This window comes from Rhizobium sp. Leaf262 (genome assembly GCF_001422245.1).
GTDB lineage: Bacteria > Pseudomonadota > Alphaproteobacteria > Rhizobiales > Rhizobiaceae > Agrobacterium.
Genome location: NZ_LMMM01000018.1, coordinates 267,141 through 282,095 on the forward strand (window position 1 = coordinate 267,141; position 14,955 = coordinate 282,095).

15 protein-coding genes are annotated in these 14,955 nt (G+C 57.5%); 6 read left to right on the top strand and 9 right to left on the bottom strand.

Features of this window, described 5'->3' with window-relative positions; translation table 11 throughout:
* Positions 1-39 precede the first annotated feature (39 nt).
* A complete protein-coding gene (locus ASF29_RS18725; protein ID WP_062452158.1) occupies positions 40-1,848 on the bottom strand; it encodes a HAMP domain-containing methyl-accepting chemotaxis protein in 1,809 nt (602 codons plus the stop codon).
* 420 nt (positions 1,849-2,268) lie between these two features.
* On the opposite strand from ASF29_RS18725, the gene ASF29_RS18730 reads away from it, so the two are divergent.
* Positions 2,269-2,928 (top strand): OmpW family protein, encoded by a 660-nt coding sequence (locus ASF29_RS18730; protein WP_244473609.1) that lies wholly within the window; start codon positions 2,269-2,271, stop codon positions 2,926-2,928.
* A 12-nt stretch (positions 2,929-2,940) separates the two neighbouring features.
* On the opposite strand, the gene ASF29_RS18735 is transcribed toward ASF29_RS18730, so the two are convergent.
* The gene (locus ASF29_RS18735; RefSeq protein WP_062452160.1) at positions 2,941-4,095 is read right to left on the bottom strand and encodes a hypothetical protein; all 1,155 of its coding nucleotides are present in this window, start codon (positions 4,093-4,095) and stop codon (positions 2,941-2,943) included.
* Positions 4,096-4,357: 262 nt separating this feature from the next.
* On the opposite strand from ASF29_RS18735, the gene ASF29_RS18740 reads away from it, so the two are divergent.
* Complete coding sequence (locus ASF29_RS18740; RefSeq protein WP_062452161.1) at positions 4,358-4,657, top strand: hypothetical protein; 300 nt, start codon at positions 4,358-4,360, stop codon at positions 4,655-4,657.
* A 395-nt stretch (positions 4,658-5,052) separates the two neighbouring features.
* A complete protein-coding gene (locus ASF29_RS18745) occupies positions 5,053-5,496 on the top strand; it encodes a glyoxalase superfamily protein (RefSeq protein ID WP_062452162.1) in 444 nt (147 codons plus the stop codon).
* A gap of 46 nt (positions 5,497-5,542) precedes the next feature.
* Here the strand turns inward: ASF29_RS18745 and ASF29_RS18750 are convergent, their stop codons facing one another.
* The 3 genes from ASF29_RS18750 to ASF29_RS18760 form a co-directional block, all read right to left on the bottom strand.
* Entirely contained in the window at positions 5,543-6,535 is a 993-nt protein-coding gene (locus tag ASF29_RS18750; RefSeq protein WP_062452163.1) for a WD40 repeat domain-containing protein, read from the bottom strand.
* A 171-nt stretch (positions 6,536-6,706) separates the two neighbouring features.
* Positions 6,707-7,816 (bottom strand): GTP-binding protein, encoded by a 1,110-nt coding sequence (locus ASF29_RS18755; RefSeq protein WP_062452164.1) that lies wholly within the window; start codon positions 7,814-7,816, stop codon positions 6,707-6,709.
* A 78-nt stretch (positions 7,817-7,894) separates the two neighbouring features.
* Positions 7,895-8,719 (bottom strand): creatininase family protein, encoded by an 825-nt coding sequence (locus ASF29_RS18760; protein WP_062452165.1) that lies wholly within the window; start codon positions 8,717-8,719, stop codon positions 7,895-7,897.
* Positions 8,720-8,797: 78 nt separating this feature from the next.
* Here ASF29_RS18760 and ASF29_RS18765 point away from each other — a divergent pair, with 78 nt between their 5' ends.
* Both ASF29_RS18765 and ASF29_RS18770 read left to right on the top strand, forming a co-directional pair.
* Positions 8,798-9,307: a MarR family transcriptional regulator gene (locus ASF29_RS18765; protein ID WP_062452166.1), complete on the top strand. Its 510-nt coding sequence runs from the start codon at positions 8,798-8,800 to the stop codon at positions 9,305-9,307.
* A gap of 121 nt (positions 9,308-9,428) precedes the next feature.
* Entirely contained in the window at positions 9,429-10,451 is a 1,023-nt protein-coding gene (locus ASF29_RS18770) for a LacI family DNA-binding transcriptional regulator (RefSeq protein ID WP_062452167.1), read from the top strand.
* A 169-nt stretch (positions 10,452-10,620) separates the two neighbouring features.
* Here the strand turns inward: ASF29_RS18770 and ASF29_RS18775 are convergent, their stop codons facing one another.
* Both ASF29_RS18775 and ASF29_RS18780 read right to left on the bottom strand, forming a co-directional pair.
* Positions 10,621-11,181, bottom strand: a complete 561-nt coding sequence (locus tag ASF29_RS18775) for a TetR/AcrR family transcriptional regulator (RefSeq protein WP_062452168.1) — start codon at positions 11,179-11,181, stop codon at positions 10,621-10,623.
* A gap of 2 nt (positions 11,182-11,183) precedes the next feature.
* Positions 11,184-11,648, bottom strand: coding sequence for a DUF1348 family protein (locus ASF29_RS18780; RefSeq protein ID WP_062452408.1), 465 nt, complete (start codon positions 11,646-11,648; stop codon positions 11,184-11,186).
* Between the two features lie 353 nt (positions 11,649-12,001).
* Here ASF29_RS18780 and ASF29_RS18785 point away from each other — a divergent pair, with 353 nt between their 5' ends.
* Complete coding sequence (locus tag ASF29_RS18785) at positions 12,002-12,964, top strand: 2-hydroxyacid dehydrogenase (protein WP_062452169.1); 963 nt, start codon at positions 12,002-12,004, stop codon at positions 12,962-12,964.
* A 41-nt stretch (positions 12,965-13,005) separates the two neighbouring features.
* Here the strand turns inward: ASF29_RS18785 and ASF29_RS18790 are convergent, their stop codons facing one another.
* Both ASF29_RS18790 and odc2 read right to left on the bottom strand, forming a co-directional pair.
* Positions 13,006-13,572 (bottom strand): N-acetyltransferase, encoded by a 567-nt coding sequence (locus ASF29_RS18790; RefSeq protein WP_062452170.1) that lies wholly within the window; start codon positions 13,570-13,572, stop codon positions 13,006-13,008.
* Between the two features lie 247 nt (positions 13,573-13,819).
* Positions 13,820-14,953: an ornithine/lysine decarboxylase gene (gene odc2, locus ASF29_RS18795; protein ID WP_062452171.1), complete on the bottom strand. Its 1,134-nt coding sequence runs from the start codon at positions 14,951-14,953 to the stop codon at positions 13,820-13,822.
* Positions 14,954-14,955 lie beyond the last annotated feature (2 nt).

Below are 14,955 nucleotides of genomic sequence, written 5' to 3' on the forward strand. Positions count from 1 at the left end.
GCCCCGGCCCGGCACCACTGCCGGTGTCGAGATGGAGCTTTACGCAGCCCTCAGCGTGCCGCTGTCCCGTATCACCTTGAAGGTACCGACCATGGCCGACAGAGCCGTGGTTGCCTGGGCGATGCTCTGGCTGACCGCGTTGGTTTCCTCCACCATTGCGGCATTGTGTTGGGTCATCTGGTCCAGGCTGTGGACGCTGGTGCTGATTTCCTGAAGGCCCACGGATTGCTCACGCGCGCCTGTGGCGATGCTGTCGACATTCATATCGATACGCGAAACGAAATCCTCGATCCGGGTGAGTGCATTACCGGTGGATTGCACGAGCCTGACACCGCTTTCCACCTCCTCGCCTGATTTGCCGATCAGACCACGAATTTCGCGTGCGGCCACGGCAGATCGCTGCGCAAGCTCGCGAACTTCCTGTGCAACGACGGCAAAACCCTTTCCAGCCTCTCCGGCGCGAGCGGCTTCGACGCCTGCGTTGAGAGCAAGCAGATTGGTCTGAAACGCGATCTCGTCGATGGTGCCGATGATCGACCGTATCTCGCCCGAGGCGGTTTCGATGCGCTGCATGGCCAGAATTGCTTCGCCGACAACACTGGACGATTGTGCAGTGGAGAGGCGCGCCTCCTTGACCAAATCGCGCGTATCATCGACCCGCGCAGTCGCCGTCTTTACGGTCGACGCAACTTCTTCCAGTGCCGCTGCCGTCTCCTCCAGCGCAGCCGCCTGCTGTTCGGTGCGGCGAGATAGATCGTTGGCGGCTCCGTGCATGTCCTGGCCCTGCTGGCGCAGATTGTCTGTTTCATTCAGAATATTGCCAAGCGTGACCTGCAACGTTGTGACGGTGGCGTTGAAATCAGCGCGCAACGTTTCGAACTTGGCATCGAACCGGCGATCCAGCGTCGAGCGCAGATCGCAGTTGGACAGGTTGTTCAGTCCACGGCCCAGCTCATCGATGGCAAAGCGCAATGCATCGGCTTCGGCCATCCGCTCTCTCTCACGGTCTTGGCGCTCCTGCGCACTCACCCGCTGCGCCTCCTCGGCATCGTGTTCGAGTTGACACTTCGCCAACCCCGCATCGCGGAAAACGGCAAGCGCCCGTGACATTGCCCCTATCTCATCCCGACGCGACAGATGCGGCGGAGCATGATCCAGATCGCCGTCTGCCATACGGGTCATGGCACCGGTGATCTCATTCAGAGGGGCAATGGCCCGGCGGCGCAGAAAGATCGTGGAAGCAATGCTCAGCGCAATCAACAGGCCGCCAAGCGTGTAATTGGTGTTTTTCAGAAAATCTGTCTGCGCCGCAGCGTCGATTTCTTTCTGCTTGCCGTAAACCGTGCCCATATCAACCAACTGGTTCACCGCATCTTCATGCTCATGAAACCTGGCGCTGAGCGCGGGAAGCGATGCCGTGATCCTGGCCGTATCGCCGGTCATGAGCGTCGGCAGCGTTTCCGTCTCCAACAGCTTCCAGAAGGCATCACCCTTGATGAGGACATCGTTTTGCAGTTTCTCTTTAAGGCTATCGGGAAGCGTGGTTGTCTTCCAATACTCCCGGCGCTCCTGATACTGCCCCTTGAGAACCTTGATCCGCTCGATATTCCGGGTCAGCCTGCTCGCATCCAGCGCGCCTTCATTGGTCAAGGCGTAGGTTTCGATAAGGTACAAAGGCGGAGGCAGAATGTCGGCGATCAAATCTTTGCTGTCGACGATTTCCTGATAGATCGGGCCATTGACCTTCAGCGTGTCGAGCGCATAAGCGCCCATCAGAAGCGTGAGCGTGATGCCGGTCGCTAGAGCCATTCCGCTTGCAGTGACGATAGCCGAAATCGATAGTTTCATTGCCCAAAACCCAGAGGATGGAGAGGAAAGTGGTCATTGCCGGTCGACGGCATCCTGGCATTACGAAATCACTGACGGCTATAAAGTGCGGCCGCCGGCATGCTCATTTTTCTCTCAGGCTCAAGTTCATCTCGAGCAGTTCTCAGAATCAGGCATCGGATGTCTATTTTTACTTATACTTTACTGAATATCTGTATTTTCCATTAATATTAAAAGGCGAGAATATTTATTAATATAACTTAATATTCTAAAATAAACGGGCGCATTGGGATGCGCCTTTGCTGTTTCCTTTGATCTGCCTCAACAGTTGCAACGCGCGCACGTGCTTATTGGCGACAAGGAGATGCGAGCCGAATGACCCGCCTCTCCGGATTGATCAAGGAGAGAGACATGTTCGCCCGTTTAAGCACCGCCGCCCTGATGGCATCCACTTTCTGCCTGTCGCTGCCAGCGACCATGCAGGCTGCCGATCTTACTGCATTTTCGCCCGCGCCCACGGCGGAAGAAGCGATTGCCGCGGCAAGCCCCTGGATGCTGCGCGTGCGCGGCCTCGGCGTCATCACGCATGACAGCGGCACGATCAACGGCCAACCGGGCACGGGCCTGGCATATTCGGACACTGTTATCCCCGAGCTCGATATCAGCTACTTCTTCACCGACAATATCGCCGCAGAACTCATCCTCGGCACGACCTTTGCCAAGATCAACACCACCGGCGCACTGGGTGAGATCGATGTGGGCAAGACATGGCTTTTGCCACCAACGCTGACATTGCAGTACCACTTCACGAATTTCGGCGCCTTCAAACCCTATGTGGGCGCTGGCGTGAACTATTCACTGTTCTACAACCAGTCCGAAAAAGCCGGATTCACCAACCTCGATGTGAAGAACGACTTCGGAGCCGCCGTCCAGGTGGGTTTCGACTACATGCTGACCAAAAATTGGGGTGTAAACTTCGACGTGAAGAAAATCTTCCTCGAAACCAAGTGGAGCGCAACCCATACGGCTCTGGGCGATATCAGTGGCACGGCAAAGATCGATCCGTGGCTGATCGGTGCAGGCGTAACCTACCGCTTCTGATGGTTGCGACGTCTAGAAATGGCCGCTGAACCGTGTTGAAACACTGCTGCCGCGATACGCGGCAGTTTCATCGGGTTCGTCGTGCAGGAGGCGAGAGAACTCCACTTCCAGCGTGCGATCATGGCCCGCATCATAGGCCAGGGTCGCAACGAGGCGTCTTTCGCTGCTGTTATAGTCGTAGAAAATCCAGTCTTTATGGGTGCGCTCCAAAGACAGATCGAAGCCCAGCTTTGGAGTGAGTTTTGTTTTCATGACCGCTTTCCAGCGGCGCTGGAATTCGCCCAGCGGATCGTCGAGATCGTAAAGCGCGTAATCCTGTGAAAAGCCGGTTGCCAGTGCCAGCCTATCGGTCAATGCCCACTCGGCTTCCGCGCGCAGATAAGGCCGGGTCCGCTTGACCTGATTGCTGACCTCATCTCCTGCAATCGTCGTCAGCCCCGCCTCCATCAAAACAGCGAGTGTCTTTCCGAACTTGCGGCCATAGGCCAGCGAACCGCGAAGATTGGTAGCGGGAAAGCGCTCATAGATCTGCTGGCTATCAGGAACAAGGCTGGCGTTGTAGGCAAGGGTCGCGCCAACCTCATGGCTGCCCAGGGCGCGCACATGCTCTACCTTAAGTCCAAGCAGCGCTTCGTTCGCTTCCAGCCTGACAGGCGGCAAAGAGGGAATGTGCGCTTTGCCCTTCATCAGACCAGTGTAGCTGGCCGTGACGATATTTTTTCCACCAAAAGCGTCAAGCGTTGCTGCTGTGGACAGGTCGAGCTTGTGATCGAGACGGCGATAACCGAAAACGTCATCGTCCACCTTGGCCAGGATATCACCCGCATCACTGCGTGTGCCGCGCATCTGCGCGCTCCATTCCAGCCGGTCGGAAAGTCTCTTCGTCAACGTAAAATTCACCCAGCTATTATGCTCGTTGGCAAAGCTGAAGTGCGGAACGCGCACCTCCTGGTGATTGAAGGAATAGACGAATTTCGTCCCCTCCCGCTCGATTTCGCCATCAAAGCCCAGTGTGGTCCGCAGGCTGAAAGCAGCTATTTTGTTGGCGTCACCAAAATAGTTCGTGTCATAGGTCACTTCCGTATTGGTGCTGATGCTGGGGTCCGCAGCCGCCGCACGCGCGCAGACACTGCAGATGAGCAACGCAACGGCTATGCGCAGGACCATATGTATCTCCAATATCTAATTGAGAGATATCTTATAGATAGATGGTTAACGAGATGCCTTATCGTCAAGCCTTGTGCGGCTTGTGATGCTACGCATTGGTTATCGGAAATCGCCGGGACGTAATGCCTCTACCATTATTAAACTTGAATCTATTAATATTAACGATTTATTATAACATTAGCATATGCTTGCATTAGATCATCCTAATTGTACTGTCCAGACACGCCGGAGGGCGTTGTTCAACAGTTCAAAGGAGAGAGAAATGCTGAAGAAAATCGCGTGTGCCACCATCGTTCTTACCGTTGCTTCCATGGCCCCTGCTCATGCGGGCGGACTGTTGGGCGGCCTTCTTTCAGGCAAGAGCAACAGGAGCGGCCTGATCAACGTGTCACCCAATGTCGACCTGGGTGTCGGCAACATCCTGTCGGGCAATGACGTCCTGAACGGGAACAGAACCGGCCTGCTGAGCGGTATTCTCAACGGCAACAGAACATCCGTCGATGCCATCGGCAGCGGCAATGACAACGATCGTGGATATAACAAGAAGAAGCGCCGCCACTAGGCCACTTCCATCTGCCAGCGAGGCGCGCCATGACATGTCCCAGGCACGCTCGGTTTTGTCCTGACCACCGGACAGTCCCCGCCGTTTGATGTGGTTGGGTCCCCGACAAGGTCGAACGTGACGAAAGACGGCCGTGACGCCTTCAAGGCCAGATGAAAGGAGAGCAGACATGCTCTCCTTTTTTCATGTCAGGCGCTGCAAGCGGGTCGTTTGACGGAAACGAATGGATCGGCTAGAGAATGGTTCTCGGGTGAGAGTCCCGGCCGTCCGCGAGCCCTCAGGGCTTTGGTGAAACTCTCGCAATCGATCCGATACGGTCATCCCCTTCAAGGGCATGTGATACGGCGGCAACGCGGACTCCCCTGAAATGCGCATGCCAGTGACGGAGAACCGCCATGCGGAATCATGGACAATTACCGGGTCTGGACAGTTTGAAAGATCAGGCCAAACGCCTGCGTAGAAGTCTGGCGCAGGAAGGCCAGATGATCAGCCATTCACGTGCACTGGAACTGGTAGCCGTGCAATTCGGCTACCGCGACTGGAACACGCTCTACGCTGCGGTGGGCAACCGACCACCCTTCAACCCCTATATGCTGGGCTCACGCGTCAGCGGATTTTATCTCGGACAGCCCTTCACGGGTTCAGTTCTGGGTGTGCAAGCGTTGGGTGGCGAGCCGGAACGCTACCGATTGACGCTGCATTTCGACGATCCCGTCGATGTGGTGACCTTCGACAGCTTTTCTGCGTTCCGGCAGCGCGTCCACTGCAATGTCGACACGACCGGGCGCACGGCGCAGAGGACGTCGAACGGACGCCCGCAAGTGGAGCTGGTATGGTAAAAGACAGAGGGCGGCGTTTCGACGCCGCCCTTCCATTGTCTGGTGGTTAAGCGGAAATATCGACGATGCCGCAGTCGCCCGCTTCAGAGGCGAAGGCCAGCAGTTTGCCGGTGTTACTCCAGGCCATGGAGGTAATCGCACCCTTGCCAGAACGGCGCAGCAGCGCTTCCTTCTGGTCGGCCACGCGCACGCCCAGAATCATTCCATCGGCAAAACCGACTGCGAGAACTTCTTCCAGCGGGTGGAACGCAACATGAGTGACCATGATGTTGGCACGCGTGCCAAGTTCCAGCGGCGCCTTGCCCATCGGGCCGTCCTTGCCTGCAAACGGCCAGACGATGGCTGCCGGTGCACCTGATGAGGCCAGCCATTTTCCCTTGTGCGACCAGGAGATGGATTTGACCTTGGCAGGATATCCGGTCATGCGCATATGGCGCGCATCCATGCCTGCCTTGGAACTTTCCATCTTCCAGCCATGCAGGGCATTTTCCTGCATGGTGGTCACGAGAAATTTCCCGTCGGCGGAGAAGGTCACGCCCGTATGGGCACCCTTCCATTCCAGATCGATCGGGTCACCGGCACTCGCCACCCAATGCAGCGTCACACCATTGTAGCGTGCAGCCGCAATACGCAGACCCTTGGGCGCAAAGGCAATCGCCTCGACCGTGCGCTCCTCCTTGAATTCCTTCGTCGTGCCGTCATTCAGGCGCACGAAGCTGGACTTGCCGACGCCGTAAGCGACCGCATTCTGCGGCCCGCCTGCCACCACGCTGATCCATTTGCGCGGGACATGCGCGAGTTCTGTGGCTGAGCCATCGTGACCGATACGCAGAACCTTGCCATCTTCGCCCCCCGTCAGAAGCGTGGCGCTATAGGGATCACGCACACATGTCAGCAGACCCTTATGCGCCTCCATGACCTTTTCGCCGCCATCCAGCCGGTGGATGTTGCCGGAAGCCGTGGCAAACAGCGGAATATCGCCCAGAAAATGCGTCGCAACGACGTGGCCTTCGAGGTCAAGAGGAGCAACGGTGGGCATGGGTCAGTGGTCTTTCGTGTTTGTTTTATTCGGTAGCAAAGGTTCAGCAGACCATGCACTCTTATCCGTCGTCATGCCTTATGCTCGGGCTTGTTCGAGCATCCAAGCCTCCCGGCGGTGGCGAGGTGGTCAGATCCTCGGGACAAGCCCGAGGATGACGAAACCATTATATCAGGCAGCGACGCAAGCGTTGAAGCTGTTTTCCAGCTTTTCGCGATCGAGGTTGCGACCAATGAAGACGAGGCGGCTTTCGCGCTTTTCGCCATCTTTCCAGGCGCGCTGGTGATCGCCCTCAATGATCATGTGCACGCCCTGCACCACGTAGCGCTCCGCATCGTCCTTGAAGGCAATGATGCCCTTGAGGCGCAGAATGTTAGGGCCATCCGTCTGCGTCACTTTCTGGATCCACGGGAAGAAACGCTCGGCATTCATCTCACCGCCACGCAGGGAAACAGACTGGACCGTGATGTCGTGGATGGCAGAGACTTCGCCGTGATGGTGATGCCCATGATCGTGGTCATGGCGGTGGTGATCATGGTCATGACCGTGGTGGTCGTGGTGATGATCGTGCCCATGGTCATGGTCGCAATCGGGGCCGCAAACATGGTCGTCATGATCGTGCTCGAGGAAGTGCGGGTCGTTTTCAAGCGCACGTTCCAGATTGAATGCACCCTGATCCAGAACGCGGGCAAGGTCCACACCGGAGCGTGTCGCCTTGTGGATACGGGCGGATGGGTTGATGGCACGCACGATGTCTTCGATGACGGCCAGTTCTTCCGGTGTCACGAGATCGGTCTTGTTGATGATGACCACATCGGCAAAGGCAATCTGGTCCTCAGCTTCGCGACTGTCCTTCAGGCGCAGCGGCAAATGCTTGGCATCGACAAGGGCCACTACGGCGTCGAGTTCTGTCTTGGCGCGAACGTCGTCATCCATGAAGAATGTCTGGGCCACAGGAACGGGGTCGGCAAGACCGGTCGTCTCAACGATGATGCCGTCGAAACGATCAGGGCGACGCATCAGCCCTTCCACCACGCGGATCAGGTCGCCGCGCACGGTGCAGCAGACGCAACCATTGTTCATCTCGTAGATTTCTTCGTCCGATTCGACGATGAGATCGTTATCGATGCCGATTTCACCGAATTCATTGACGATGACGGCATACTTCTTGCCGTGGTTTTCCGACAGGATGCGGTTGAGCAGGGTTGTTTTTCCTGCCCCCAGATAGCCGGTCAGGACGGTCACGGGAATGGGCTTGATGGTCGTTGCTGCTTCGGTCATGAGGAACCTCGAATGAGATGTGCCGCGGGGCGGCCTTTGAAAGCGTTGCCGTTCATATAGGCGTCTGGCGGATCGAGTTCAAAGAGAATCTGCCGAAGTTTTTTGAACGCTGCTTTCAAGCAAATTCATGTCGAAGGCACGCACGTCTTCCAGAAGTTCAAGCAGTCCGGCCAGTGCGTGGGCGATGATGCGTTCGCCCTTCTGCGCGGTTGCCGCCGCCGCATTGCCCGCCACACCCTGTGCGTTGAGATCCGACATGCGCCAGCCGAAAGCATGTGGACCATAAGCACGTAAATGCTTGAAGCGGGCGATAAAATCGCTCTGGCGAGAGGAAAAAGCGGCGGCCCTGCCCATATCGACCGCCTCTGGATGAAGCGCCAGCATTACGGAAGTCTCGATATCGCCGCCATGAATATCGATGGCCTTGTCCTGCGGTGAAATAAGGCCTTCCGGCATGCCGAAGCGGGTCCAGCTGGTGGCAACCGCAAGCATGTCGAAACGAACCCGCGCCTCCGTCGCAACGATTGTCATCAACGGCGAATTGCCGCCATGGGCATTCAGCATCACGAATTTTCGGATGCCATCGCGATGCTGCGCTTTAGCGATTTCAAGCCAGCGATGAACCGCCTCATCGAAGCTGAGCGTCCTGGTCCCCGGCACATCCATATGCTCGATGGAGTAGCCGACAGGCTCGACCGGCAGGAAACGAATGGGTGCATCGCTCGGCAAGGCCTGCTTCAACCGCGTGACAATGCCCTCAACGATGAGCGTATCGGTTTCGAATGGCAGATGCGGTCCGTGCTGTTCGTGTGCACCCAGGGGCAGCACCGCTATAGCATCGTTTTGCGTCGAAAACGCTGATGTTACATTGTTGTCGTGATAATGCGTATATGTGTGTGGCATCTGGCGATCTGCGGCTGCATTCGTTAAGTGTTGCCAAGACCATATAGTCGTCCGCGATTTCAGAAAAGGCATTTGCTGATGAGCAAGGATAAGCTGGCGAAGAAGAGCAAGTCGGCTAAGAAAGCCAAGGCGGGCAAGAAGAAGGATTTGCCCTTCGGCCCCGACGAACTGGCGCAGACCATCACACAGGCGGCGCGTTCGATGCGCACTGCGCTCAGCCACAACCTTGCCGAAAGCGGCCTCTACGCCGGACAGGATGGCGTCATTCTGGCGCTGGCGCAGGAGGGCAGCATGTCGCCCGGTCAGATTGCGCACAAGCTGGGCGTCAAGGCCCCTACCATGACCCGCACCATCGGCCGCATGGAGGCCCAGGGCTTCGTGGAGCGCAGCGCGGGCGATGGAGATGGGCGGCTGACCATGGTGAAGCTGACAGAAGCAGGCCTGAAAAGCGTCGAACACATCCATGCATCGCTTGCCGATTGCAATGCCCGCGCCATAGAAGGCCTCTCCGCAAAAGAAGTGAAAACGGTGGTCAAGTTGCTGCGAGCCATCGACACGAATTTGCAGTCGCCTGAATTAATCGATTAAATTTTTGAAATCCTGTTGAAGTACTCTCCCTAAATCTTAAATCGGTTGCGCGCTTTATTTAAATTGTTTAGTCACAATTTAAATGCCGTTTCGGCGGATTGCGTGACCGTAGGAGGGGACCGTGGCGCAAAAAATCAAACTTTCTACCATTGCCGAAAGCCTTGGGCTTTCTACCGCAACGATTTCGCTTGCCCTGCGCGACAGCCCGCTGGTGGCCGCCGACACGCGTGAAAAGATCAAGGAACAGGCCCGCGCGCTGGGTTATATCTATAACCGCCGTGCCGCCAGCCTGCGCACATCCCGTTCCGGCATTATCGGTGTCGTCTTCCATGACGTGATGAACCCGTTCTACGGCGAAATTCTGAAAGCGATCGAAAGCGAGCTGGACCGCAGCCGCCAGACCTTCATCCTGTCCAACCACTACGATTCCGTCGAAAAACAACGCACTTTCATTGAAACGCTGCTACAGCTGGGCAGCGACGGCATCATCATGTCACCCGCAATCGGCACGCCGCTGGAAGACATGACGCTGGCCGAAGAAAACGGCATGCCCGCCATCCTGGTGGCGCGCTCCATGGACGGCGTGGATATGCCGACCTTCCGCGGCGACGACAGCTACGGCATTTCGCTGGCGACCAATCACCTCATCAGCCTCGGTCACCGCACCATCGCCATGGTGGGCGGAACGGACCAGACCTCGACTGGCCGCGACCGTTATCAGGGCTATGTCAACGCGCTGCGAAAGGCGGGTATAGAGGTCGATCCCAACCTGCGCATTCCCGGCGCCCGCTCCAAGCAGGGCGGTTTCGAAGCTGCCGTCAACTTCCTCTCGCTTCCGCAAAAACCGACCGCTGCCGTATGCTGGAACGACCTCGTCGCCATCGGACTGATGAACGGCATTTCCCGCGCAGGATTCGTGCCGGGCAAGGACATCTCCGTCACGGGCTATGACGATCTGGAAGAGGCAGCCATTGCCACCCCTGCCCTCACCACCGTTTCAAACGGCCAGGCGGAAGTCGGGCGGCTTGCTGCGCGCGCACTGCTGGATCGTCTGGCGGGCAGCCACGAACCCGACGGTATCCACCTGATCAAGCCGGAAATGCGCATTCGCCAATCCACCAGCCCCTGCGTTCCACGCAGTTAGACGTCTGTTCCGATAGCTGGCGAAATGACAGGACAAGGCGCAGGCCATTCGCCGCAGCTACGGTCCTTTCTACGAGTCATCTCCGGGACGTAGGTATCGCGCAACTACTGACTGGTGCCACGCACGCGATTTTACCGATGGCGTTTGATGATTGTCCTAAGCGAACGTTTCATTGTGCTACCAATCGGCCCCGAAGCTGGTCGATGGCGCGTTGGAATACGGCTGGATCGTCTAGAGCGCGCGACAGAACAATCGCTCCCTGTATGGAAAGTACGGCTTCTTCAGAGAGAATACGGGCCAGATCTCTGTCCCGGCCCTGCCGAATAAGCGCTGATTGCAAGGCATCCACCCAGCTTGCGAAATATCCTCGAATGGCATCGGCGAAGCGATCTCGCGTGTTGCTCACAGCCAGAGCACCGACAAGACACACGCGCCGGCCTGATCTGAAGTAGTCTACGACAGCATCCAGCATTGCTTCGATAGAGCCATCGGCATCTATACCGTCTTGGAGAGGGGCATATATGGCATCTTCGAACCATTGCCCGATTTCTGCGAGCACAGCCTGTACCATCTCTTCCTTTCCGTTGGGAAAGAAGTGGTAGAGGCTACCCTTGCCGAGGCCCGTTGCCTTGCCGATCAGGGCAAGGCTTGCACCCTCATAGCCATGTTCTCGAAACACTTCGGCCAATGGGGCAATGGCGTCAGATCGTTCTGCGACCAAACGTGCCATTCTTAAAGACCAAGATCGCTAAGGCTTGGGTGATCGTCTGGCCGCCGACCCAGCGGCCAGTGAAACAAGCGCTCGCTTTCAGCGATCGGCATTTCGTTGATGCTTGCATGTCTATGCGCCATCAGACCGTCCTCGGCAAATTCCCAGTTCTCGTTACCATAAGCGCGGAACCAGCGCCCGCTGTCGTCACGATATTCATAAGCATAGCGCACCGCAATGCGATTGCCCGTGAAGGCCCAGAGTTCCTTGATGAGGCGGTATTCATGCTCCTTGTTCCACTTACGCGTCAGGAAGGACTGCGCCTCATCACGCGTGCTGCAGAACTCCACACGGTTGCGCCAGCGTGTGTCGAGCGTATAGGCCAGAGCGACTTTGGCGGCATCGCGGCTGTTCCAGCCGTCTTCGGCCAAACGAACCTTTTCGACGGCAGTGTCATGGGTGAAGGGTGGAAGCGGCGGGCGTGACATGACAATTTCCTTCCATTCTGAAGATTTGTACCAATTGGTAATTACTTTACCGATTGGTACAATGCGCTTCGTTGGATCGGCTGTCAAGTGGGTCTTCTTTTGTTTGGGCAGATGAGCTTTCAGCGCCGAGTAACCCTCGAACTGCCGGGGCAAACGCTTTTTTTCCAAAGTCGAAGCAGATGGGATAAACTTGAAATAATCGATTTGGGCCAACTGCGGTCATATCGCCCCAGTCTGAAACGACCCTATTTGCGGCCTTTCGATAAAGCGTACCAATCTTTGCACAAGACGGGTTTCGGTTCGTAAATCTATGGGTTAGCTTGCGTCCAAATTCATAGGAGGAATAGCCGCGCATGTCAGACATCAAAGCCACCGTACTCGTTCCCGGCAAGATTCATCCGCGTGTTCTGGAGCGCCTCGAAGGACAGGTGGAAATCGTCACCGCGCCTTCAGGGCCACAACCGTCCCTCCCCGCCGATGTGGCAGAGCGCATCCGTGCGGTCGCCGTCTCCGGCAGCTTCAACGCCGCCTGGATGGACGCACTGCCGAAGCTGGAGGTCATTGCCAATTTCGGTGTTGGATATGATGGCGTGGACGTAAAACATGCGGCTTCGCGCGGCATCATCGTCACCAACACGCCCGATGTCTTGAACGATGAAGTGGCAGATACCACGATTGCTCTGCTCATCAACACGGTGCGCCGCCTCTATCAGGCCGAGACTCATCTGCGCCAGGGGAAATGGGTCAGCGAAGGACCGTTTGCTCTGTCACCTTTTTCGCTGCGCAACCGCAAGGTTGGCCTGTTCGGCATGGGTCGTATCGGGCAGGAAATCGCCAAGCGGCTGGAGCCCTTCAAGGTCGAAATCGGCTATCACACACGCAGCCAGCGTTCCGAACTACCCTATGCCTATTACGCTTCGCTCAAGGAAATGGCACAGGACGTCGACGTGCTGATCTGCATCGTGCCGGGAACACCTCAGACGCATAAGGCCATCGACGCCGAAATTCTTCAGGCGCTGGGTCCGAACGGTGTCTTCATCAATGTCGGTCGCGGCTCGAGCGTCGATGAGGATGCTCTGTTGAAAGCGCTTCAGGATGGCACGCTGGGTGCGGCTGGCCTTGATGTCTTCTATGAAGAGCCGAAGGTCCCGGAAGGTTTTCTGTCCCTGCCCAACGCAACGCTGCTACCCCACGTCGCGTCTGCGTCGGTGCCGACACGCAACGCCATGGCCGATCTGGTGGCGGACAATGTGCTGGGATGGCTCGGCGACAAAAAAGTCGTGACGCCGGTGCCGGAAACGCCGATCAAGGGGTGATGGCTTAGCCACACCCCTTGCCGTCTCGTCTCAATCCGTTATCAGGACAGTTTGCGACCGCTGGCAACGAGCATGCCTGCGGCGCCGTCGAGCCAGCCGCTTTTCAGCTCCAGTGCCAGAAAACGCGAGCGCTCGAATGGGCCGGGCATGACCAGATGCTGAGCCGGGCCTGCGAAAAAACCAAAGCGCTCGTAGTAAGGCGCATCGCCGACCAGAAGGATGGCACCGTGATCACGACGGGCTGCCTCGGAAATGGCAGCGCGCATCAGCGCAGCACCGATTCCCTTGCCCTCGTGGCCACTGTCGACCGCAAGCGGCCCCAGCAGCAGCGCGTTCACCGGGCGACCCTGAAGGCTGACACCCGCTTCTACATTCCACAGCCGAACCGTGCCGATGACGTGGCCGTCCTCATCGCGGGCAACCAGTGCCAGACCGTCAGCCGGCACGCGACCGGCACGCAGCTTTTCTGAGGATTTGCGACGGCGACCGGGACCCATCGCCCGGTCAAGCAGGCTCTCACGCGCAACGACGTCGCCAGGATTTTCGGAATCGATATGAAATGTCTGCGGTGAAAAGAATGCACGTACAGAGTTGAGAACAGCGGCCATCCCGGCCTCCCGTCACCAAGCCGCCCACTTAGCGGCACCCGAATAAAAAACGTCCCGCAACGACTGAGCTGCCAAAGAGACGATAGGCTGCATTGAAACTGCGAATGGAACCGTTCCGACCCGTCAGGCGCGCTTCTCCTCGGCTGGACAGAGGTGCGGCAAGCAGGGTTTGCGCCATCGCGCATGGCAAAGTCGGAACGGGAGGACCTTCGAGAATGCTGCCTGCCCCCAGACAGGCAGCATTCGCTCAGATCACATAGGACTTCAGCGGCTCGAAACCGTTGAAGGCGACCGCCGAGTAGGTGGTCGTGTAGGCACCCGTGCCTTCAATCAGAACTTCATCGCCGATTGTCAGAGAAACCGGCAGTGGATACATGTTCTTCTCGTAGAGCACATCGGCGCTGTCGCAGGTCGGACCGGCCAGAACGCAGGCTTCCATCGCATCTTCGTCCCGCTCGGTACGGATCGGGTAGCGAATGGCTTCGTCCATGGTTTCGGCCAGACCGCCGAACTTACCGATATCGAGGAACACCCAGCGGTGATTGTCGTTGTCGGACTTGCGCGAAACAAGCACGACTTCCGCCTTGATGACACCGGCGTTGCCGACCATGCCGCGACCGGGCTCGATGATGGTCTTCGGAATCTGATTGCCGAAGTGCTTGCGCAGCGCCGTGTCGATGGCATGGCCATATTCTTCGGCAGCAGGCACGTCACGCAGGTACTTCGTCGGGAAGCCGCCGCCCATGTTGACCATCTGCAGGTGGATGCCCTGCTTGGCCAGCGAGCCGAAAACGCGCTTGGCATCGCCCAGGGCCGCATCCCATGCGTCGAGATTCATCATCTGCGAACCGACATGGAAGGACACACCGTAGGATTCCAGACCCAGCTGATGAGCATAGACCAGCACATCAACGGCCATCTGCGGAACGCAGCCGAACTTGCGTGACAGCGGCCATTCGGCACCTTCGCCATCCGTCAGGACGCGGCAGAAAACGCGTGCGCCAGGCGCTGCACGGGAAACCTTCTCGACTTCCTCGTGGCTATCGACGGCAAAGAGGTCGATACCGAGCGCATGGGCGCGCGCGACATCGCGTTCCTTCTTGATCGTGTTGCCATAGGAAATACGGTCTGCCGTTGCACCGGCATCCAGCGCCATCTGGATTTCAGCCACGGAGGCGCAATCGAAGTTGGAGCCCATGGAGGCCAGCAGCTTCAGGATTTCCGGAGCCGGGTTTGCCTTCACGGCATAATAGATCGAGCTGTTGGGCAGCGCGTGCCGGAACGCATGAAAATTGTCGCGCACGACGTCGAGGTCAACCACAAGGCAGGGACCTTCCGGGCGGCGCGTCTTGATGAAGTCGAGGATGCGTGCAGTCGTCATTG